Annotated in this window: 17 protein-coding genes and 3 pseudogenes; 12 read left to right on the top strand and 8 right to left on the bottom strand. The window is 69.7% G+C overall.

From position 1 onward, the window contains the following. Positions 1-103 precede the first annotated feature (103 nt). The gene (locus OG379_RS01785) at positions 104-388 is read right to left on the bottom strand and encodes a hypothetical protein (protein WP_405658516.1); all 285 of its coding nucleotides are present in this window, start codon (positions 386-388) and stop codon (positions 104-106) included. A 151-nt stretch (positions 389-539) separates the two neighbouring features. Further along, positions 540-1013: an MFS transporter gene (locus OG379_RS01780; RefSeq protein ID WP_405668376.1), complete on the bottom strand. Its 474-nt coding sequence runs from the start codon at positions 1011-1013 to the stop codon at positions 540-542. Positions 1014-1076: 63 nt separating this feature from the next. Here OG379_RS01780 and OG379_RS01775 point away from each other — a divergent pair, with 63 nt between their 5' ends. Next, the gene (locus OG379_RS01775; protein WP_393767156.1) at positions 1077-1373 is read left to right on the top strand and encodes a winged helix-turn-helix transcriptional regulator; all 297 of its coding nucleotides are present in this window, start codon (positions 1077-1079) and stop codon (positions 1371-1373) included. 860 nt (positions 1374-2233) lie between these two features. Here OG379_RS01775 and OG379_RS01770 read toward each other — a convergent pair. Then, complete coding sequence (locus tag OG379_RS01770) at positions 2234-3241, bottom strand: GlxA family transcriptional regulator (protein WP_405668375.1); 1008 nt, start codon at positions 3239-3241, stop codon at positions 2234-2236. Between the two features lie 190 nt (positions 3242-3431). Here OG379_RS01770 and OG379_RS01765 point away from each other — a divergent pair, with 190 nt between their 5' ends. From OG379_RS01765 to OG379_RS01755, 3 genes are all read left to right on the top strand, one after another. Next, entirely contained in the window at positions 3432-4454 is a 1023-nt protein-coding gene (locus OG379_RS01765; RefSeq protein ID WP_405658515.1) for an NADP-dependent oxidoreductase, read from the top strand. A gap of 223 nt (positions 4455-4677) precedes the next feature. Beyond that, complete coding sequence (locus tag OG379_RS01760; RefSeq protein WP_405658513.1) at positions 4678-4920, top strand: hypothetical protein; 243 nt, start codon at positions 4678-4680, stop codon at positions 4918-4920. Positions 4921-4957: 37 nt separating this feature from the next. Beyond that, positions 4958-5302, top strand: coding sequence for a DUF6233 domain-containing protein (locus OG379_RS01755; RefSeq protein WP_405658511.1), 345 nt, complete (start codon positions 4958-4960; stop codon positions 5300-5302). Between the two features lie 24 nt (positions 5303-5326). Here OG379_RS01755 and OG379_RS01750 read toward each other — a convergent pair whose 3' ends face one another. Next, positions 5327-5536, bottom strand: coding sequence for a hypothetical protein (locus tag OG379_RS01750; RefSeq protein ID WP_405658508.1), 210 nt, complete (start codon positions 5534-5536; stop codon positions 5327-5329). A gap of 1490 nt (positions 5537-7026) precedes the next feature. Here OG379_RS01750 and OG379_RS01745 point away from each other — a divergent pair. Then, positions 7027-7365, top strand: coding sequence for a MerR family transcriptional regulator (locus OG379_RS01745; RefSeq protein WP_405658383.1), 339 nt, complete (start codon positions 7027-7029; stop codon positions 7363-7365). Between the two features lie 165 nt (positions 7366-7530). Further along, positions 7531-7955: pseudogene (locus OG379_RS01740) on the top strand (PP2C family protein-serine/threonine phosphatase); the annotation flags it as partial. Here OG379_RS01740 and OG379_RS01735 read toward each other — a convergent pair. Then, a pseudogene (locus OG379_RS01735) lies at positions 7880-8306 on the bottom strand (SpoIIE family protein phosphatase); the annotation flags it as partial. The pseudogenes OG379_RS01740 and OG379_RS01735 overlap by 76 nt on opposite strands. A gap of 296 nt (positions 8307-8602) precedes the next feature. Between OG379_RS01735 and OG379_RS01730 the strand changes: the two are divergent. From OG379_RS01730 to OG379_RS01715, 4 genes are all read left to right on the top strand, one after another. Continuing rightward, positions 8603-8998, top strand: coding sequence for a hypothetical protein (locus OG379_RS01730; RefSeq protein ID WP_405658506.1), 396 nt, complete (start codon positions 8603-8605; stop codon positions 8996-8998). A gap of 226 nt (positions 8999-9224) precedes the next feature. Then, a complete protein-coding gene (locus OG379_RS01725; RefSeq protein ID WP_405658504.1) occupies positions 9225-9584 on the top strand; it encodes a hypothetical protein in 360 nt (119 codons plus the stop codon). A 105-nt stretch (positions 9585-9689) separates the two neighbouring features. Next, entirely contained in the window at positions 9690-13916 is a 4227-nt protein-coding gene (locus OG379_RS01720; protein WP_405658502.1) for a hypothetical protein, read from the top strand. After that, complete coding sequence (locus tag OG379_RS01715) at positions 13913-17437, top strand: hypothetical protein (RefSeq protein WP_405658500.1); 3525 nt, start codon at positions 13913-13915, stop codon at positions 17435-17437. The genes OG379_RS01720 and OG379_RS01715 overlap by 4 nt, the downstream gene beginning before the upstream one ends. 456 nt (positions 17438-17893) lie before the next feature. Here OG379_RS01715 and OG379_RS01710 read toward each other — a convergent pair whose 3' ends face one another. Further along, the gene (locus OG379_RS01710) at positions 17894-18061 is read right to left on the bottom strand and encodes a hypothetical protein (protein ID WP_405658498.1); all 168 of its coding nucleotides are present in this window, start codon (positions 18059-18061) and stop codon (positions 17894-17896) included. 294 nt (positions 18062-18355) lie between these two features. On the opposite strand from OG379_RS01710, the gene OG379_RS01705 reads away from it, so the two are divergent. Next, a complete protein-coding gene (locus OG379_RS01705; RefSeq protein WP_405658496.1) occupies positions 18356-19660 on the top strand; it encodes a hypothetical protein in 1305 nt (434 codons plus the stop codon). 62 nt (positions 19661-19722) lie between these two features. On the opposite strand, the gene OG379_RS01700 is transcribed toward OG379_RS01705, so the two are convergent. After that, positions 19723-19989 carry an XRE family transcriptional regulator gene (locus OG379_RS01700; protein WP_405658493.1) on the bottom strand — a complete coding sequence of 89 codons (267 nt, stop codon included), beginning with the start codon at positions 19987-19989 and terminating at the stop codon, positions 19723-19725. Positions 19990-20112: 123 nt separating this feature from the next. Beyond that, on the bottom strand, positions 20113-20268 hold the full coding sequence (locus OG379_RS01695; RefSeq protein ID WP_405658491.1) for a hypothetical protein: 156 nt from the start codon (positions 20266-20268) through the stop codon (positions 20113-20115). 68 nt (positions 20269-20336) lie between these two features. On the opposite strand from OG379_RS01695, the pseudogene OG379_RS01690 reads away from it, so the two are divergent. Further along, a pseudogene (locus tag OG379_RS01690) lies at positions 20337-20783 on the top strand (recombinase family protein); the annotation flags it as partial. Positions 20784-20815: the final 32 nt, after the last annotated feature.

Raw genomic sequence — 20815 nt, 5'->3', positions numbered from 1 at the left:
GATCGGCGCCGTCCTGCTGCTGATCGGGCTGCCTGCCGTCTTCTTGAGAACGCTCCTCGTCCAGAGTCTGGTCGTGCCGTCACCAGCCGTGGCAGGCGTGAAGTTAGGGAGGGGGGGTCGCCGTCTCTCTGTGCCGCGATGCTTGGGGGAGCTGACCTGGGTGGCACTGTTCGCCAGGGGAGCCCTCCGAAGGCTGGTTCGCGGTGGACTTCTGTTGTGGGGTAATCGAGCCGAGGACGACGAGATTCCCTGCGTGCGCGTACACCACGTATCCGTGGGCAATGTCTGCGTTCTGCGTGGCTGCGTTGTCGTTGCACCCGACGAAGGCGGCGGCCTCGTCGCGGTGGTCGCCGTCGGTGTCGCCGTAGAGGATGGTCTTCGTTCGCATGACGCGCACCGGTCCCCATGTCCGTGAGGTGGTGGCACTGGCCGAACCGGACATAGCGCCGTGGAGATTGGCGAGCCACTGGCCGACCGCCACCCCGTTTCACCACGGCGTCTTTCGGTGCGGCGAGGGTGCCGCATGGTGCGACTCGTACCTACGTGTCGGCTCTTTTTCGTTCTTGTCCGGGCTCTCGCCCTTCTGGCGCGCCGGTCGGGACTGCGGTCGGGTTGGTGTCGGACGAGCGTCGGCGAGCGAGAGCGAGGCTGGCCATACTCGTGATGGCCATCGCGGCGATGCCGACCAGCGCTGCCGTGGTGTAGGCGCCGTAGTTCGGGAAGAGATGGCCGGTGTCGGTGCCGCCGGCCAGGACCAGGCCGCCTACGGCGCTGCCCAGGGAATATCCGACGCTACGGACGACGTAGTTGAAGCTCATGGCGCTCGACGTCTCGCTCTCGGGGGTGACGGCCAAGATGACGCCGGGCATGGCGGCGGAGAAGATGCCGACACCGAAGCCCAGCACGCCCATTGCTACGAACAGTTCGGCCAGGTTCGACCGGGCGGTCGCAAAGAGGACGAACCCGCCACCGACGACGACGGCGCTGCCCGCCAAGACCAAGGGGGCGTCGATCCGTTCGCGAACCCGAGGCGCCCAGGAACACCGGTTCGTGGATCGACTACCGGCCGTCCGATCATGGCCGCGATGGATCTCTTCGGCCGTCGGTGGGCGCTGCGAATCCTCTGGGAGCTGCGTGCGGGTCCGCTCGGGGCGCGTGCGCTGCTGGCGCGGTGTGAAGGCCTGTCATCCAGTGTCCTCTACCAGCGGCTTCGCGAACTCACGGCAAGCGGGATCATCGCGCCCTCAGTCGATGGCTACGAGCTCACTCGGCTGGGGACGGCACTCGGTCACGCCCTCCGACCGCTCGACGAATGGGCGATCACCTGGGCGCAGGCGCAAGAGCAGAATGATCAGAATCCTGTGGAGGGATGAAGGTCGCGTGCTTTTCGATCGTTGCTGGGCGCGGAGGGCCTCGACCCCGAGTTCCGCTGTGCGTCAGCGCGGAAGCCGGGTCAGCTCTGCGTGCGCAATGCAAGTCTCAGAAGGGGGTGCAACCCTCTTCTGAGTGAGAACGGGTTCTGAGAATCGATCCCGGATCAGCAGGGCGAAAATTCGCACCCCTGACAGCACCTCAGACCCCTTCCCGCGCTCGGCAGATCCGGGTCGATGGCCGCCGGGGGCGGGGTGCCAGGCTTCCACGGTCGGCCCGGGCCACATCCGCAGCGGGTATGCACGGTGCTCGACCCTCGGGCAAGGGCTCGACTCTCAGATCGACGCGCTCAGCGGTACGGGTCCGCCCCCGCTTCGAGGAGGCGCTGCGGACGGCCCGGGAGGTCAAGGCGCACGCCCCCACTGCCGGGTCATCTTCACCGTGTACGAGATGACGCGGCGCGGCCGCGGCGCCGCCGAACTCACCGCGCTGGCCGACCACCTCATGCGCACGACCTGGTCCTGGAGATACTCGCCGGGCCCCTGCCCGGAATTTACGACCCGATCGGGCCGGGCAGGCCGCTGTTCGCGTTCTTCGCTGCGATGGCAGAGACAGAGCGGGAGAACATCCGGGAGTCGACGTTGGAGGGTTCGACACCGCGGCCGCCAAGGGTGACGCTTCCGCGAACGCTTTCCCCTGGACAGCATCAGCCAGCAGACTCATCGTCACGGCCTTCGTCTTGATCACGTGCACCTTGATCGGGGCACAGGATCAGACGAAGGCCGCCCCCCATGTTCGGCGGATCCCCAGGTGAGCGGTGCAGTAGGAAACCGCCGTTCGAGGCCGGAAGACAAAGACAAGCTCAGCATGGCTCTTGAAGGGCAGGACCCACATCGCCCGCGACCGGACCCGGGGCACGGAAAGTACGCCGGTACGCGGACGGAGCGACCCCGGCCTCCGCTGCCAGGTGCCTCCGCAGCGAGGTGGCGGTGGCGAAGCCGACCTCGTGGGCAACTCGTTCCACCGGCAGGTCGCTGGACTCCAGCAGGTGCCGTGCCCGCCGCAGCCGCTGCTGGGTCAGCCAGCGGCCGGGGCTCAGGCCGGTCTCCTCCTGGAAGCGCCGGGCGAAGGTGCGGGTGCTCATCGTCGCGTGCGCGGCCAACTCGGCCAGTGACAGCGGCAGTTCCAACCGCTGCAGCGCCCAGTCGCGGGTCGGTCCGGTGCCGGTTCCGCTCGCCGGCGGCAGCGGCCGCTCGATGTACTGCGCCTGCCCGCCGTCCCGGTACGGCGGCACGACGCAGTAACGGGCGACCTGGTTGGCAACCTCGCTGCCGTGGTCCTGACGCACCAGGTGCAGGCAGACGTCGACACCGCTCGCCGCCCCCGCAGAGGTCAGCACGTCACCGTGGTCAACGAAGAGCACGGCGGCGTCAAGCTCGACCCGGGGGAACAGTTCCCGGAAGTGGTCGGTGAGTGCCCAGTGGGTGGTAGCCCGGCGCCCATCCAGGAGACGGGCGGCGGCCAGCAGGAAGGCGCCGGTGCAGATGGACACCAGACGGGTACCGGGGCGGACGCGGGACAGGGCGTCGAGAGCTCGCGAGTCCGCGGCGGCGGCCGAGGCCTGGGTGATCGCGTACGGAGGGATGATCACGGTGTCGGCCTCGGCCAGTACTTCGGGACCGTGTCCGGGGGTGACGGTCAGGTCCGAGTCGGTACGCACGGATTGCCCGTCCACGCTCGCGGACAGCACCTCGTAGCGGCCATTGGCGGAGCCTAGGACCCGGTGAGGTATGCCGAGTTCGAAGGGATAGACCCCGTCGAGAACAAGGACGACCACCTTATGGGCGCCGGGCTGCGGTTCCGGGTGCATCAGGTGACCCAGCTCGACCGCACGACTGGCGAGGTCCCTGTCCCGCGAGGGCGCGGCTGAGGCGGAGTGGACATTGAGAGTGCCGCCAAGAGCGCGGCGGGCGGCAGGGGAGATGGGCATGGCAAGAATGTATCGAAGACTGACCTTCTTGCCATCGCCCTGGCCCGGACCGTACGGCCAGGATCGAGGCATGACTTCGACGGAGACACGCGAGAACCTCAACTCACCGGGCCCGGCCGCCACGGACGCCTCGAATCCTGCTGTCCCGGAGGACGCCCCCGTGATGCTCGCCCTGCACCAGACGGCCCTTGGCGGCCCCGAGGTTCTGCAGCTGACAGAGGTTCCGCGGCCGACGCCCGGGCCCGGGCAGATTCTCGTCGCCGTGCACGCGGCCGGACTCAACCCCACGGACTTCAAGCACCGCGCCCTGAGTATCCTCCTGCCGCCCCCGCCGCTCACCCTCGGGTGGGACGTCTCCGGCACCGTGGTGGAGACCGGCTTCGGCGTCACCCTTTTCCGGCCCGGTGACGCGGTGTTCGGCATGCTGCCGTACCCGTACGGGGCCGGCTCACACGCCGAGTACGTGGCCGGCCCCGCCCGCGCCTTCGTCGCCAAGCCCGCCGGCATAGACCACATCCAGGCGGCCGCTCTGCCGCTGGCCGCGCTCACCGCCTGGCAGGCACTCGTCGAGACTGCGCGCCTCCGGGCCGGTCAGCGGGTCCTCATCCACGCTGCGGCCGGCGGTGTCGGTCATCTCGCCGTACAGATCGCCAAGGAGCGCGGCGCACACGTCACCGGGACGGCAAGCGCCCCCAAGCATGACTTCCTGCGCGAGCTCGGTGCGGATGTGTGCATCGACCACCGCTCTGAGGACTTCACCGACACCAAGGAGCGCTACGACGTCGTCCTTGACGCCCTCGGTGGCGAGACCGCCACCCGTTCTGTGAGCGTGCTCTGCCCCGGTGGCGTCCTGGTTTCCCTCCTACCGGGCGACAAGGACACCCAGGCCGCAGCGGAGGAGGCACAGGTCCGCGCCGTCACCATGCTCGTTGAGCACGACCAGGCCGGAATGCGAGCCATAGCCGAGCTCGTCGACCGGGGCAGTCTCCGCCCTCACGTCTCCAGCACCTTCCCCCTCGCCGAAGGTGCCCGGGCCCACGCTCTGGGGGAGACGGGCCGCACCACCGGCAAGCTGGTCATCACCGTGCGCTGAGGCCGGGATAGCTCAGGGGTCGTCTCGGCGGGCCATGGGCCTTCGCGGCTTCACACCGGCGCGGTGGGAAACAGCGCTCCACGAGACGGCCCTCGTCGGCGAGGGGGCGGGAGGGTGTGCGGTCCGCGAGTTCAAGGGCCTGTCCACGGACGCCTGTGTCTCGCTGAAGTAGACCGGGGTGTCCGAGTGGCGACGAAATTCGAACATGCGATCTAATTGCCGGATGGACCGCTTCTCCTTCCCCGACGATCTCGTACGTGCCCAGCGGGAGTGGCACGACATCAACCGTGCGCTCGCCCGCCCGCGCCCGCGCCGTGCCACCGAGCTGCGCCGCCGCCTGCTCGCCCTGTCCGTCCGGATCCACTGGCACCCCTTCTGGTCCACCCCGCCCGGCCGCACGCCTGCGGCCCGGGTGGAGCTGCGGCAGCGGACCGGTGGCGACCGGCGTGCGGAGGGTGCGGCGTGATTCGGCTGCCGACTCGATGCGGCCCCGAGGCGTAGCCGTGCCCGACGGCATCCCGTACTCCGGCACCATCAGCGACCTGGAGAAGAACCGGGCTCTTCTGGACTGGCTGCGCTGGCAGGTCGGGCAGACCGAGCGCCGCGTCCGGGAGCTGGAGATCAGGGAAGCGCAGGAGCGGGAGCGGCGGGAGCGGGCGCGGGCGGAGATGTTGTGGAAGATCCAGCCGCAGCGTTCCTCGTCGGTGGCACTGCTGCACCGTGGCGGCTGTGCTACCTACCCGGACCAGGTGGGGCTCATCTCCCGGGAAGACGCGATGGTCGCGCTGGCGGAACCGGACATCGAGCCGTGCCGGGTCTGCCGGCCGGACACCGGACTGTTGAGCTGAGCCGCGCACTCGGCCCACCACGGTCTACGCGGCCACGTACGTATGCGCGCGCCCGCCTCGCCACTCCACCCACTCCGGCCGGTCCAGCAGATCCTCCGCATCCGGCAGCCCCGCCCGACGCAGAAACTCCACGACATCGTGATCGTCGTGGGCGAGCCCGGCGATCTGCCCACGGATGGTGACCCGGCGCCCGCCCGTGGGGGAGAGGCGGTGAATGACTATTGGCGCGCTCATCTCTCCAGGGTGCGACTCCACGCCGGTCACAGCATGCGGGTCGGAACCTGTCCGCTCACGCGCCTCCCCTCGGATGAGACGCCGGGTTCCTTGCTGTTCGACGCCCGGAATTCCACGAGGCTGCTCGTTTTCGCGTTCGACGTCCTGCAGAGCGACGGTCAGGAGTTCATGGAGGAGCCGTTTGCGCGCCGCCGCGACGTCTCGGAGGCGCATTTCGCGAGCCACCGGCTAAGCACCGCCGTGGACGCTGTGCCCGTCGACCACGGACCCTGCGGTCGCATCCAAGGTCCGCCGCAGGGATCCACAGAGACTTGTCAGTGCTGCAGGCGTGGGGTCGCTGTCTGTCTGCGGCGGTGTCAGTGGGGGAGAGAGGCGGTGACGGTTTTGCCGCCGGCTGTCCGGTGGGTGATGGCGGTTGATCGCGTCGGGGTGGGCGTTCAAGCGGGGGTTGAAGGTGCCGCCGCCGTGGCCCAAGGCGTTGGTGACGAGCACGGAGACCACCACCAGGCCGAGCGTGTCCGGCGCGTCTGGGTCGGGTGCTGGAGGGAGGCGGCCGGTGAAGCCGCGGGCGGCCTGGCGGGCCTGGCCGATGCTGGACGCGCTGTCGCCCCGGACATCGGTCGGTACGGGGGCGTCGAGATGATGCTGATCGTCGTGCTGTTCATACGCACACACCCCACCCGTGGTCAGTTGTACCGCTTGTGCCGTAGCGCCCCACCTGCCCGCTCCGGTACCCCTCACCTCCCGGCGGATGTGCCCCAGTGCAGTTTCCAGGTGCTGCGCACCGCAAGACATCACTGTCAGTCCTCACAGGAAACCTGTCATGGCGGAGGTAGACATCTGGTCGTTGCTGGGTCTAGTGTCTTGTTCGTAGCCAAGAGGTCGAGCAGGCCCGGCAGGGATGAACTGCCGGGAAGCAGTACATGTAAGTGCAGGTCGGTGCGGTGGCGGAGTTCCGAAGCCAGGGTTGTTGGAGGTAGGCGACGGGACTGGCCCCGGACTGGGTGGCCCGCAGTGATCAGGGGCCGCCGCGAGCGGTACCGCAGTACGCAAGTGCAGTCCGCAGTATCAGTGGTTCCTCGGTAAAAGGCGTCAGGCTGCGGCGCGCGTGCCGGGAGGTTCGGCAGTGGGGTTCCAAGCCAGAGCGGATGCAGGACGGGCGACGGGGCTGGCTGCCGAAGTGGCGCTGTGAGAGGCCACCGGAGGTACGGAAGTAGTTTGTCCAGAGGGAAAGAACGGAGGAGTTGAGCGCCATCAGGATCGCCCGGGCGGAAATATTGGGCCCGGGTACCGCAGGACATCGATAGTGAGGTGGTCTCCGGTCAAGCAATCGCGATCCCCGCAACCCGCGGATCTCTTCCCGGCGGGTGTGCGGAAACACAGAGCCGGCGGAGAAGAATACAGCCGGCTGATGGTGTAGCAGTTCCTTCGGGGCCCTGGTGCTATTGGCACCAGGGCCCCTCCGACGCGTGTTCCACAGGAAGGTACAGATGACAGCAGACGACTCGTTCGGCCGTCTCGATGACGACGACTACCCCGCCTACACCATGGGCCGGGCCGCTGAGATGCTCAACACCACACAGGGGTTTCTCCGCGCCATCGGCGAAGCCCGTCTCATCACACCGCTGCGCTCCCCAGGCGGCCACCGCCGCTACTCCCGCTACCAACTGCGCATTGCTGCCCGCGCCCGCGAACTCGTCGATGCCGGTACTCCTATCGAGGCGGCCTGCCGCATCGTCATCCTTGAGGACCAGCTCCAAGAAGCCCAGCGCATCAACGCCGAACACCACCGAGACACCAAGCCGACCAGCACGCCACCCGCGGCCTGAAGCTCTGCGCGCCCGCCGGGGCACCGGCGGGCCTCGTGCGTACGGGCCGGGGATCAAACCGCGCACAGCCGCGCTCGCACTGCTGATCAGGACCACGGTCCTTGATGAGGCTGCCCGCCGCACACCGGGCGCGGACGGAGCGCGTTCGGCGAACTGGAAGACGCAGCTCGGCTCGTCGACGCAGGGCGTCCCCGGCCGCTGCTTCCGCGTGGCGGCACGGTGAGCGATGTGCCCCTGGACGTCGACGTGCTCTTCGGCGTCCCCGGAAGAACCCCGTACCACGTGCAGAACTCGACCTGCGCCCCGGCGACCGCCTCCTGCTTTGCACCGACGGCATGCAGGAACGACAAGCCGAGTCCGTCGACCTGGCCGGTCTGATCCGCGACACCGCCTCTGAACATCCCCGCGAGGTCGTGCGCGTCCTGGCAGCGGTGGTCACCGACGCGGGCGGCGGCCACCTGGCCGACGACGCCGCCGTGCTGTGCCTTGACTGGCACGGCCCCCCCCCCGCCACGCCAGTTCCGTCCCGCGCGATGCGCAGTAGTTGGCCGGCGGCGAGGGCGTGGTGGCCGTGGTCGAGGAGGGCTTGATGGATCCGGCGAGCCTGTTCGGCCAGGCCGGCGCCCTCGCGGCGGGCGCCACGCGAGGCCTTGACCAGGAGCGTGGCCATGAGGGCGGCGTCGACATCGTGGCCCATGGCGTCGGTGACGGACAGGTGCAGGGTGTTGTAGTCGAGGGTGAAGTCGTAGGTGTCTCCGGCGGCGGAGTCGGCGGGCACCAGGCTCGCGGCGAGCATGAACTCCGCGGCCTCGCAGGAGGGCGCGTCGGGCAGGAGCTGGCGCTGGATCTCGGCGGCCCAGGGTGAGCGGGGTGGCGCGCTGGCCCCAGCGGTAGGGGTCGGTGAAGCGGCGGTCGGTGACGATGATGTACGCCGGCGCGTCGGTGGCCGAGTGCGCCGGCTCGCGATCACGGACCGGTGGTCGGAGCTCGCCAAGATGTCCGGAAAACCGGTGGCCGTGATCTTGTGTGCGCCCGGGGGGCGGTGCTGGCTGCGGCAACCCGTGGCTGCGGGTGGACCTCGTACGGACAGCTCTTGGCGGCCTGGCGTGAAATTCAGGCGAGTATTCGGGGAAGGGTCACGGCCCCATGTCTCCATATGACGCGAAACGCCGAACGAAGATAAGATGAGACTGGTCGTTACGCCCTCCGAGTACATTGCCGCTTCACGGGAGCAGCCATGGCCGACGTCGTTTTTGCCGACAGTGAGAATCCAATAACCCCGAGCATATCAATCATCCATGACGATGAATCTTTCCGTGTCGAATGGGTGGCTTTCAACGTCAGCGCCCAAGACCTTCCGTCCTTCGTCGACCGGCTGCTCGTCGAGAGGATTCCGGAAGGCTGCCCCGGTTCCGACGACGTCGAACATGAGGCCGTCTTCGACAGCGACGTGGACGGGAACCCGGCGGACTTCACCGAACCGGATCTGCTCGCGGGCGAGACGGGCCCGCTGATGGAGCCCCAGGTGGGGCCGTTTCCGGTTGGGGACTATCGGCTCACCGTGACGCTGGCCAACGACCTCGGAGTGGGGCACACGACGTTCCACTGCGTTCCCGTCGTGGCCGCAGTCTGAATTCGGCGGACAGGCGCGGGTAGAGGCGGTGTCGACGGCGGAACCGGACACCGATCCGGTGATACGCACGAGCAGAGGAGAGATCATGCCGTACGGCGGAGCAGCCGCAGGACCCACGTGCCCGGGAGCGGCGACGACGGACACCAATGTATCGCTGAGCAGTTCCCATTGGTACGAAATTGTCAATGACACGGACGACCCGATCATCGTGGAAACCGTCTGTGAATTGTCCGATTCGGAAGGGAATACCGCGTCCGAGGTCCGCCGTGAGTCGATAGCGCCCCAGAGCGACACGACGGCCACGCAGACGCTGTACCTGGTCGCCGCCTATCCCTCGCCGGGCCCGGTGACCGTCACGGCCACCACGACGCTGTCGGGCGATGTGTCGACGAGTGGGTCCAACATGTGCACCTTCAGCATTTCGGAGGACGCCGTGTTCACGAGGTCCCTCACCGTGAACGGGGGCGGCCCGCGGCTCTTCCGCCGTGTGCGGCGGACCCACGCGTCGCCCAGGAATCGTCGTCTGGCCTCTGCCGCGGCCCGCAGGAGCCGCTCGCTGGGGACCCGGGCCCGGCCCTTGGGGTGAGTTCCCAGGCCTTTCAAGTGAGTTGACGGCCCTTCGAGCGAGCTGGTGGCATGCGCCGCCTGTCGTCGGCTCACCTCCCGCTCTCAGCAGGGAGATGTCAGCATCGTGACCGATTTCGATCGTTCGGCCTTCCACCATCGGGTGGCCGTGCTTCCCTGGGATCTCGGTGAGTTCACCGCTTTCGTCCGCGGGGACGACGGAACGGTGGAGCATTACGAGGTCTTCGAGGGCGTTGTCATGGCCGGGCCCGAGCCGCTCGGAGGCCATTTCGACTCCGACCCGGTGGTGACCGTGGGCGGAGACGGACGTCTGCATCTGCTCGGCCGGTCGGGGGTCAGGATCGTCGACTGGTCCTGGCCGGACGCGGGTCGTGTCCAGCTGCTAGGACCGCCCACCGAGGAGACTCTGCCTGGTTTCTGCGTCACCGATCCGGAGATCGTCCACGCCGGGGGGCTCCAGCTCTTCGCCCTCGGGGTCGAGGGATGCATCAGGCAATGGACGCTCGGTGTCCGTGGCTGGAGCGCCCCGCGGAGACTGACCTCGGACGTGGCGACCTCCAAGCCGGCGGCAATCAGCCGCGCTCCGGGCGCACTCGACGTGTTCGCCGTTGACGGCGAAGGCGCGCTGCGGCACTGGTGGTGGGCGGAGAACCGCTGGAACACCGAGGCGCGGGGCGGTCAGTCGCTCTCGGGCAGGCCCACCGTGGCCTCGTACGATCCCCGGCGGCTCGACCTCTTCGCGGTGCGGACGGACGGGGTGCCACTGCACTGGGGCTGGGACGGCGTCCGCTGGTTCGACGCAGAAGAACGGCTGGACATGGAGCTCACCGCTTCCAGGAGGATCGCCGCCCGGGATGTCCAGCTCGTCACGTTCGGCCCCGAACTTCTCCTGCTGGTTGCCGGCACGAAGAACAACGGGACCGTGCGCTGGGTTCTGGAACCTGCGGCTCCGGGACGCCCCGCTGCCTGGCGCGGCCCCTCCGAGATCGTGACCTCCCCCTTCCCACCCACCGCCTGGTCGGTCGGGGAACACGCCGAGGTACTGGTGCGCGCTACCGACGGCGGCTTCAGCCGCGAGGACTTCACCCTCGACCCCGAGGGCGGCATGGGGGAGCCGGTGCCGCTGACCGGGGAGTCGGAGGGGCTGTTCCCCACCGAGCCGGCGCCGGAGCCGCAATTCATGACCGCCCTGCCGGCCGACCCCGACATGCTGCTGATCAGACCGGACGACCTGGTCCTCCTCGGGGTGCGCTGGAGCGGTTTCGAACTCCGGACCCCGGCGGGCGAACCGGCCGAACTGGTGCCGGGTCCGGCGGCGGAACTGACGGTCCTCTTCCCTCCCCAGCACGTGGTCGAAGAGGTCGTCGCGAGCCGAGGGCCTGCCGTGCCCGCACTGGACCCGTCCCTGACGGGCGGGTTCCCCACGTGGCAGGCCGCCCTGGCGGGGGCGAGCCGGCTCGTGGTGGGATTCCGGACGGACGATCTTCCGGTCCGGCTGACGGCCGAGGGCGTGCTGGACGCCGTACGCCGTGGCCGTCTGGTGCCGGCGAACGGGGTCCAGGACGAGAAAACGGCGATCGAGATCCCCTACGGGCTGGTGCTCTCCCCGCACCCGCCGGAGGGGCTGGATGTGCGCGCCACGCATCCGGCCGACGCCGTCAGGTCGGAGTCGAGCACGGTCGGCCTCTGGCAGACGACCGTCGCGGCACAGGACACGGCCGCGGGCGCACCGGCCGGCCTGCGCCTGCGCCCGGTCGACATGACCTCCGACGATCCGTTCCCCGTGGCGCTGCGCGGGGGTTCACGCGCCAGGATCATGCTGGAGGAGCCCACCGCGCGGATCGACCGACTCACCCTGAGCTCACTGGGCGGATCGCTGACCGCCGCCGGGTCCTGGGACACGTTCGAGTGGGAGCATCTGGCCGCGCTCGGCCGCGACCGGTACGTCCGTACGGCGACCAAAGGGGTGCTGTACCCCTTCGGGCACCGGGCGGAGTTCGTCGAGCTGACGGAGCGCGTCTTCGAGGGAACCCGCGACGGGGCCGTGGCACACCTGCGGAAGTCGACGATTCTCAAGGTCACCGAACCTGTCCGGAGCGAACCGGCCGACGCCGCACTCCGGGCGGCATTCCCCTTTCACGAGGTGGAGATCGAGCGCACGTTCTACGAGGGGCTCGACAGCGAGCCGTGGGGGACTCAGGACTTCCCGGTGCCCGAACTGACCGGCCTCCTGGAGGCCCGGGGCCAATGGTCGGGCCTGGCCGGTGACCTGTACGAGAAGTTGTACGGCGACATGGGGCCGGGCAGGGGCACTCCCCCGGTCGAGGACCTGGCGGACGGCGTCACCCCCGACGCCGACGAGCCTCTCGATGACGCGTTCTTCGACCCCGACGATCCGGAGCCCCCGGTCACCCGCTCCTCGGCGGCGCGTGACTACCTGGACCTTCAGGAGCAGATCGCGCACATCGACGCGAAGATCGACGCCCTGCCGCATGGTGGGGTCGTTCCGCTCCCCGTCTACATCGTGCCGCGAGTCAGCGGTGCACCCGTCGACTTCCCGGTCCGTGCGGCGGGCCGGGCGGGTGACGTCCACCTGGCGATGCCCCTGGTGTTCGTGTCTGACATCGACCGCCCTCAGGGACTGCTCACACCGCCCTTCAACTCGCTGACGGACAGCGACATCGCGCGCAGGCTGGCGGAGACCTACCGGGACGTGGGTGACGGGGCCGTGGCGGCACACGGCGCCCGGATCGACCTCGTACGGTCGAGCGCGCCCGTGGAACAGGACGTCTGCGAGGTGGAGCGCCTGCATGTCGTGGGCACCCCGCACAACGGCGGGTTCCGCCCGCGGCTCGGGGCAGCGCCCCGGCCCGGCGAGCGGCGTCGGCCGGGCCTGGACCGCTGGGCGTTCGACACCGCGCTTCCGGCGGTACGGGCGCTGGTCGGCGCGGACCGTCCACCGATGCGGCTGGCCCTCAGCGCTGCCCTGCTCGACTCGGCGCATGACCTGAAGGTCCCGTTCGAGGTACCCGAGGGGGCGGAGGCGCTCGTCACCGACTTCGCCCGGAACAGCGCGCGCAGCGGCGGCATCGTGGCGCCCGACATCGTGGCGGACGGCATCTCCCGCCTGAACGGACCGGTCAACGTGGGCGGTCTGCTCGACCGGGCCGGCGGCCATCTGGACCCGAAGAAAATCCTCGGCGACGGAGCGACCCTCCTCGGTTACCGCTTGTCCGACCTCATCGACGCGACCGCGCTGAAGGAACCGCCGACGATCCTGAGCGACGCCGCGGCGGGCGGCCCTCCGCGCATCACCCTGCAATGGCACGGCGTGAAACTCGACACCGCCGACGGATCGTTCGTCACCGGCGACGACTCCGTGCTGGACCTCGACGTCGTCATGGCACCGGAGGAGCAGACCATCAGCTGCACGGTGCGGAACGTGGCGCTGGCGCTTCCCGACCGGAGCGAGAGCGGCAAGCTCCTGGAGGTGAGCTTCGGCAGCATCACCTTCCTCCAGAGCGGTGGGCAACCACCCACCCTCGGAGTCGAAAATGTCGGGGCGCAGTTCTCCGGGCTGCTGAACCTGCTGAAGGAGCTGCAGGAGGGCGTCGACCTCGGGGGCGCCGGGCCGCACATCGAGGCCTCGTCCGGCGGGGTCTCGGCCTCCTACAGCCTGCCGGTCCCGGACGTGACCGCGGGAGCCTTCCAGCTGACCGGGCTGGTGTTCCACGCCGGGATCGACGTGCCCTTCGACGACAGGCCGGTCGCGGTCTCCCTCGCCTTCGCCAGCCGGGCGGCGCCGTTCAACCTTTCCGTGCTGATGTTCGGCGGCGGTGGATACGTCGACGTGGTACTCGACCGGACCGGACTACGACGGCTGGAGGCCGCGCTGGAGTTCGGCGCCTCGGTCGCTGTGAACTTCGTGGTCGCCTCCGGCGAGGTCCACGCCATGGGCGGGGTCCACCTTTTGAAGAGCGGAGACCAGTTCGACCTCAGCGGCTACCTCCGGCTGGGCGGGCACATCAGTATCTTCGGACTGGTCACCGTGTCCATCGAAGTGAGGATCACCCTCACCTACCGGAGCGGAACGAACGAGCTGGTCGGCCGGGCCACGCTGGTGCTGGAGATCGACCTGACGCTGTTCAGCGAGTCCGTCGAACTCGACACCGGCGACTGGGTACTGGCCGGCGGAGAAGGCCGGCGGCAACGCACACTCGCACCCGCACCGGTGGGACCCGGCCCGCAGCCCCCGCCGGCCGAGCCGGCCGGTCCGGCCGCGGAGGAGTGGCGCGGCTACCGGTCCGCCTTCGGGGAAGGACCCACGTCATGAGCACACTCGGCTGGATCGCCGTACCCGGGGGCCGGGTCGAGACGGACGCCGCGCCGCTGCGCGTACTCGTCGTTCCCCGGCTGACCCGGCAACTGGCCGGCACGCCGATGGAGGACTGGCCCAGGACCGTCAACGCGGCGAACCCGCTCGTCGAGATCCGTGAGCCCGGACAGGCCGACCGCGCGGTCCCGGCCACGTTGCACCGCGACGCCCGCAGTGACACCTGGCAAGGCTTCTTCGGACACGGAATCAAGGTCACCCCCTGGCAGCCGCCCAAGGGGTACCGGAAACCGGAGGTCAGCCCGACCCTGCGGGACCATGACGCCCTGATCGCCACCTACGCAGCCGCGGCGAGCAGCCCGGGCGACACGGAGGTCGTCCGGGACGAGTTGCAGAACTGGCGCCCGCGCCGTCCACCGGATCCCGCCACCGGCGAACAGCCGGTCCGAGACCCGGCCTTTCCGACGCTCGACTTCCACCGGGCCGTCTCCTTCTTGCGGGACCACCCCTACGTACTGCACGCGCTCGGGCTGGTCGTCCGGCTGGACGTGCCGGCCGGCGCGCTGCCCAGGAGCACCGAGCCGTCGTATTCCTGGATCCGGGTGAGCTGGCCGGATTCACCGGTCACGGTCGAGTCTCCGTGGACCGCCTACGAGTTCGACGGCACCCACTTCCTGCCGGCCTCCGGCGGCGACATCCGGTCCGGATTCGTCGACCTGTCGGACTCCGACACCTGGAAGGTCGTCACGGTCGACGTCGATGGCGGGGTGGACAGACTCCGGGACACCGCCGGCACGGCGCTCGACGACGACGGGGGCACGGCGGACGAACCGCTGGTACTTCCCACACTGAAGTCCGCCGGGCTTCTGCTGGCACGCACCGACCGCGAGCAGCAGCTGTCGGACCGCAGCGAGCGCGGACGCTCCAGCGCCCGGAACGGATCGCTCGCCGGCCGGGTCCTCGGCGCGGAGGACCTGGTCCTCGGATACCGGCTCGACGTCCGGCCACAGGACAGCAACACGTGGTTCTCCCTGCAGGCCCGCATCGCCCGGTACAGGGTCGACGACCGCCCTGTGGGTCCGGAGACCGAGGTGCCGGAAGAGGGCCACCTCAAACCGAACATGATGGTCAAGACGGAGGACGGCCTGCACACGGATCAGATCGTGGCCGGCTGGACCGGCTGGAGCCTGGCCGTCCCCCGCCCCACACTGGACGGTACGCAGCCGACGTCCAGCCCCTCGGCGCTTGCGGCCGAACGCATCCCCTACCGGTTCGTCGCACACGTCGAGGTTGCCGAGGGGAGCCTTCCCGAACTCCGGTTCGGCCGCGCGTACCAGCTGCGCGCACGCGTCGCCGACATCGCGGGCGGCGGGCTCCTGCCGGACGACCACCTCGCGGCCTCGCGCCCGACCGACGAGATCCCCTACACCCGGTGGGAGCCGGTCCCACCCCCGGAAGTGCTGGTCCCCGAAGGCCTGCTTGTCGAGGACCCGCGAGAGCCGGGCAGGTTCCGCGTCAACCACGAACTACTGGGACCCGGCGGCACCCTGGAACGGCTTGTCGTACGTTCGTCGCCCACCCCCAACGGGGATTTCCGCCCCGACGAGTTCGAGGGTGACCCCGCTTATCCCGCCAACGACCACCGCACCTTCTCGCCGCCCGCGACAACCTTCCAGCTCGCCGAGCAGCACGGAGTCCTCAGCGACCCGGCGGAGGACGGTCGCGACCGGGCCACCCGCGCCATCACCGCCGCACCTGGCACCGGGCTCCCCGACCCGGCCGCCCTCGGAGCCGCCGCCACCGTCATGCCGGAGCCCGCCGGACCGCTCCGCCGCCTCACCGACGCCCGCCCCTGGGCCGGTACCTGGCCCGACCACCAGCCCAAACACGTCAAGCTCGTCCCCGCCGACGACCGCGACGACCCGGCGAGCCTGAACTGGACGACCCCGGAGGGAACGCCGGCCGCGGAGTCCTCGACGGTGCGGATCTCCGTGCCGCCCGGACAGCGCGTCAAGGTGGAACTGACCTCGACGGTCCTGCAGGACAAACTCGACTGGTTCGAGATCAAGCGGCTGGTCACCGCGGACACCGACGGCGATACGGACGGGAACGGCGTGGAGGACACCGACGACACCGACGACCTCGACGCGGGCAGGGCCGCCCTCAAGGGCCGGCATCCCATGCTGACCCCGCCACGCCGGCTCGAACTCGTCCACGCCGTCCGTCGCCCGCTCAACGCCCCGTCGGGATCCCTGACCTCGTCGAGGCCCCCGGGCAGCACCCATGCCGTCCTCGAACCCCACGACGGGATCTTCGGCGTGCACACGCCGAGCACCGCGCAGCTGGACATCCGCGCGCACTGGGACGAATGGGGTGACACCGACGCTCCCGTCCCCACCTCGGTCCCCCTGCCCCCGCTCGCGGTGTCCCGCGGGGCACATGCACTGGCCGAGATCCGCCCGGAGTTCGGCGACACCAGGCACCGGAACATCCGCTGTTCCGTCACCGCGATCAGCCGCTTCCGCGACTGCTTCGCGCCCACCGACGACGAGGAACAGTTCCGCGCGAACACCGTCCTCGGCCCGGTGTCGGTCAAGAGCAGCGCGCTGCCCCCGCCACCCGTGATCGTGTCCGCCGTCCCCGCCTTTCTCTGGTCGGACGAACCCGGCCCCGAAGGGGGCATCGTACGGAAGCGCTCCGCCGGCCGGCTGCGCGTCGAACTCGGCCGGCCCTGGTACACCACGGGCGAGGGGGAATGCGTCGCTGTGATCGCCCTGCCCGGCGACGAGGACTCCGTCCTCGACGAGGACCGCCCCCTGGTGTCCTGGATCAATCGCGACCCGATCCATTCGACACCCTCCCCGAAGGCGCTGGCCGACCCGTCCATGTTCGCCGGTGCCGTTGCCCCGGTCGACGTACCGCTCGTGGAGACCGGCCACGGTGTCCGGGTTCTTCCCTACCCGGTGTTCCGCGACGAGGGCCGCTGGTACGCCGACATCGCGATGCCGGGGGCGGCCTCCTCGTCCTACTGCCCCTTCGTGCACCTGGCGCTGGCCCGCTACCAGCCCGAGAGCCTGGACGGCCTGAGCCTCTCCCGTGTCGTCCGCACGGACATGGTCCCGCTCCTCCCGGACCGTGCCCTGGAGGTCCGGGCGGAACCCGACGGGCTGCGGATCGCCCTCACCGGCCTGAGCCGCGGGGGAAACCGGCCCAACCGCGTCTTCGCGTCGGTCGAACGGTGCGACGCGCCGGACGTACCGGGCGCACCCGTCGACCTCACCTCGCTCACCGGAACACCGCCGGGCTTCCCAGCGTGGGAACGCGTCGCCGGTGCGACGGTCTCCGGCCACACCGGTGAGCCCCTGCCGGCCCTCACGGCTCCGGCCGGCCCCGGCCGTCTGAGGGTCCTCGTCCGAGAGGTCGAGGACATCACCCCCTCCTTCGGTGCGGCCGTCGGCACCACCCGCGAACTCGCGGACCGTACGGTGTACACGGCCGTCGTGCCGCTGCCGTTGGCGTGAGGACGGCCCGTCCCGACATGGAAGAGTCGCGGACCCGGAGCCGCTCAGGGAAACCCGTCGCCCCAGTCCGAGCCCGGAGCCCGCTTGCACACGGCCAGCTCGGTGGACGCCCCGGAGCTCACGCAGTCTGGCCCAGGTCGACTGATCTACCGGTCTCGGCTACTGCGCATCAGCTTTCTCCTCGAGCACGACAAGAGGTTCGACCCCACGCGCAGACTCGGTGTCGCCCACTGTTCCGGTCTGGGCAAGGTGCGATGGGTGGTCGAGTGAGCCACCACCGCGTCATCAGGTGTCCCTGCCCTCCACCGCCCAGTCCAGAACGACAGCAGGCAGTGACGGCGTTGGGCAGTCGTGAGTAGCGGGCCATACGCTGTGAAACCGTCCGCGCCGACCAGGCAGAACGCCCCCGCAGCGAGCCGTTGCGGGGGCGTTGACGGTCGTAGGTGACGGCAGAGCTCAGGACCAGGACCCCGTGTTCTGGCCCTTGGCGTTCGCCGCGCCCAGTCCTTGTGCGAGACCCTGGTCCGCTGCCCCACGCTCCAGTGCCCCGCGTTCCCCCGAGCCGCCTCTGCGTCGCAGCGCGATCAGGCACCCCCCGATCGCGGCCGCAGACACGACTGCCATGGAAATGATGAAGATCATGCTTCCCCCGTTGCGTATGGCGGAACCGCCCTGTGGTCCCTTGTTGCTCTGCATTGTCGCTGGCCGCCTGTTCGCAGGGAAGCCAAGTTTCTTGGGTTGCCTCCGCAGATACGCCACGCGCGTGTCGCGTCACGCCCTGCCCGAGCCTCAGCGAGGCCGCGGCGCGGGCCGACGCGCAGCACCGACACTGGTTGCGCGACTTGATTCCCGCAGCTCGGGACTCTGAACCTCAGTTCGGCTCCGTAGGCTGACTGGCGAAGTTCCGTCCCGGAGACGATGGGGGTAGCCGTGCGGAGGCCGGTCGAGGGCGAAGTCCATGTTCACTACGCTCAGATCTACGTCCAGAGCGATCCGGACAGCTGCGGCCCGGACCTCGCGGAGGCCTTCGCGGGACAGAGCGCCGGACTGTGCGGCGCGGCTACGCCTGGCGCGCTGTGGCTGACGACGGGCCTGCACACGGGATGCGTCCGCTTCACCGTCGAGGTACACGACCAGGCGCCGCCGATCCTGGACGCGGTATGGGAGGAGGGTGTGGAGGTTTCCTTCCGCCCCGTCTCCGCCCGCAGCATGCTTGTGCAGTGGGCAGGCGAGGCGTCCTGGGAGCTTGACCTGGAAGAGACCGACTACCGGGTGCGCTACTGGGCCAAGGGCATGGACGAGGCACACCAGCAGGACACCCGGCTCAACGACGAGCACCAACTCGACCGCTATCTACTGCAGTTCTGGCCCGCTCCGCCCGCGCTGGACCGCGTACTGCTGCAGACCTCGGCGTACGCCGCCTACTGGCACGACTACGCCCGCCGGCAGCCACCCCCTCCCACGCCTGCCGAACGCGCCGAAGCCGAACTTCTCTCCCGCCGCGCGCAGGAACAAGCAGAGCAAGAACGCCGACTCGCATACGAACGATGGGACTGGGGTGGGAAGTCGCCCAGCCAGACCCTCCGCGACGTCGGTGGCAACGTGCGCGGCCTGCTCCCCTTCGACCCAGCCCTCGTCCACGCCATCGATGCCGCCGGCCCTGCAACCCAGCGCGCCGTAGCCCTGCTTGCGGCACGCCACGCGTGCGAGGAGGCCGGCCTCGCACAACTCGACTGGATCGCCACGGCGCTGACCGCCCTGGCCCGAGGATGCCCGCTACCGCCGCTCTTCGACGATCCCGCCCGCCTGTGGCAGGCCCTGGAATCCGACCCGCGCGTACCCGACAGGACTGTCGGCCGACCCGTCCCGCCAGAGCGGTCGCCCGCCGATGAAGGCGCCCATACGCCGAGGCCCCAACCCGGGCAGGCTCCACGGCCCGTGGGCCCCGCGGCCGCCGCAACGGAGTTGCCGAGCCCGCCCGGGCAGCCGATGCCGAGACCGCTCGACCGAGCAACGCGAGCGCTGGAGGTCACGATCGGCCCCCCGGACCCGTCCCCGCGAATGTCTCAGCCGCACATGGCCATCCCCGCACTGCTCGGCGCCGCCGAAGCAGATCCGCTCCAGGCCGCCCTCGACGCGGTGTACGCAGCCGTAGCCACCTACGGCGAGGACTACCGGACACTTCTGCAACAGGTCTGGTCTGCGTGTCAGGGACGTCTGTAGACACGCCTGTGTGCCGTCAAACCGTAATTGCGCGTGGGGTGCCGCTCGCCAAGGCGCCAGGCCTACTCACCGACAGCGCTGGAGTCCGGCGGAGGCTCGCGATCCGTCGGCTCGGCCGACGCGGCCGGGATGCTGCCCGGTGCCCAGCCGAGAACTTCCTCGAAACGGCGGGCCGCGAAGGGAACGGGCGGACGGCCATGATCACTCTCGTGGAGCCTCACGGTCGCCTGACTCAACTGGGTGCGGTACGCCAGTTCCCTCACGGAGATGCCTTCGGCTTCCCGGAACTCGACGAGAGCTTTCGCCAGACGCTTGGATTCATCGCTCATGGCCAAAGCATTCCGCATCACGAACACTCGATCAGCATCCTGGCCTGATCCACACGCACTTGCGCTACCCGCGACTCCACCAGAAGCGAAGTCGTGCTCAGCCAAGCCCCACTTGCCGCCCTCTCAGCATGGGGAGACGCTACGCGCCATGGGCGGGCTGTTGGGGTTGGTGCGCAGTTTCGTGGTGGTCGTCTCCAGTTCGCGGGCGATGAAGAAGGCGGTGGCCGGTCGGTGCCGGGTGGCCAGGTCGGTGTGGTGCACTTCCACCTTGCGCAGCATGCTGTCGACCGTTCCGCGCACCGGCCGTAGCCCGGCCCCGAGACGGCGCACTCGCCAAGGCCCTCAGCGTGCCGACCCCCGCCGTACGCGAGCCGGGGTCGGTCTGGACCGACCTGCCCCGGCCGGTGAGCGCCGACGCCGAACCAGTCGGGCACGTCCGCCTCGGATACGCCCGCGCCTCGACCACCCGGCAGTCCCTCGACGTACAACTCGACTCCCTCACCGAGGCCGGAGTGACGCGCGTCTTCTCGGAGAGGATCTCCACCCGCGCCGCCAGACGCCCCGAGTTGGGGGCCGCCGTGAAGCTCGCCGGGGAGATCCGCTCCTCCGGCTTCGCCGTCACCCTCGTCGTCCACGAACACAAACGACTCGGCCGCGGCATCGAACTCGCCATGCTTGCCGAGGAGCTGAAGTCGAGCGACGTCGGCCTGGAGCTCCTCACCGGGGAGCTCCGGGGCTCGCACGACCCCTCCGGGATTGTGTTCACGGTGCTCGCCGCGATGTCCGGCATGGAGCGCGAGTACATCCGCGACCGCACCCTCGAAGG

This window comes from Streptomyces sp. NBC_01166 (assembly GCF_045039765.1).
Lineage (GTDB): Bacteria > Actinomycetota > Actinomycetes > Streptomycetales > Streptomycetaceae > Streptomyces.
The sequence above is the reverse complement of the archived record's forward strand: the minus strand, read 5'-3'. Positions and strand labels throughout refer to the sequence as shown.

Bases quoted from the DNA above. Each gene is read 5' to 3' on its own strand.
- OG379_RS01785 (WP_405658516.1), bottom strand. From the start codon at position 388: ATGCGAACGAAGACCATCCTCTACGGCGACACCGACGGCGACCACCGC.
- OG379_RS01775 (WP_393767156.1), top strand. From the start codon at position 1,077: ATGGCCGCGATGGATCTCTTCGGCCGTCGGTGGGCGCTGCGAATCCTC.
- OG379_RS01770 (WP_405668375.1), bottom strand. From the start codon at position 3,241: ATGCACCCGGAACCGCAGCCCGGCGCCCATAAGGTGGTCGTCCTTGTT.
- OG379_RS01765 (WP_405658515.1), top strand. From the start codon at position 3,432: ATGACTTCGACGGAGACACGCGAGAACCTCAACTCACCGGGCCCGGCC.
- OG379_RS01760 (WP_405658513.1), top strand. From the start codon at position 4,678: ATGGACCGCTTCTCCTTCCCCGACGATCTCGTACGTGCCCAGCGGGAG.
- OG379_RS01750 (WP_405658508.1), bottom strand. From the start codon at position 5,536: ATGAGCGCGCCAATAGTCATTCACCGCCTCTCCCCCACGGGCGGGCGC.
- OG379_RS01745 (WP_405658383.1), top strand. From the start codon at position 7,027: ATGACAGCAGACGACTCGTTCGGCCGTCTCGATGACGACGACTACCCC.
- OG379_RS01730 (WP_405658506.1), top strand. From the start codon at position 8,603: ATGGCCGACGTCGTTTTTGCCGACAGTGAGAATCCAATAACCCCGAGC.
- OG379_RS01715 (WP_405658500.1), top strand. From the start codon at position 13,913: ATGAGCACACTCGGCTGGATCGCCGTACCCGGGGGCCGGGTCGAGACG.
- OG379_RS01710 (WP_405658498.1), bottom strand. From the start codon at position 18,061: ATGGCAGTCGTGTCTGCGGCCGCGATCGGGGGGTGCCTGATCGCGCTG.
- OG379_RS01705 (WP_405658496.1), top strand. From the start codon at position 18,356: ATGGGGGTAGCCGTGCGGAGGCCGGTCGAGGGCGAAGTCCATGTTCAC.
- OG379_RS01700 (WP_405658493.1), bottom strand. From the start codon at position 19,989: ATGAGCGATGAATCCAAGCGTCTGGCGAAAGCTCTCGTCGAGTTCCGG.
- OG379_RS01695 (WP_405658491.1), bottom strand. From the start codon at position 20,268: ATGCTGCGCAAGGTGGAAGTGCACCACACCGACCTGGCCACCCGGCAC.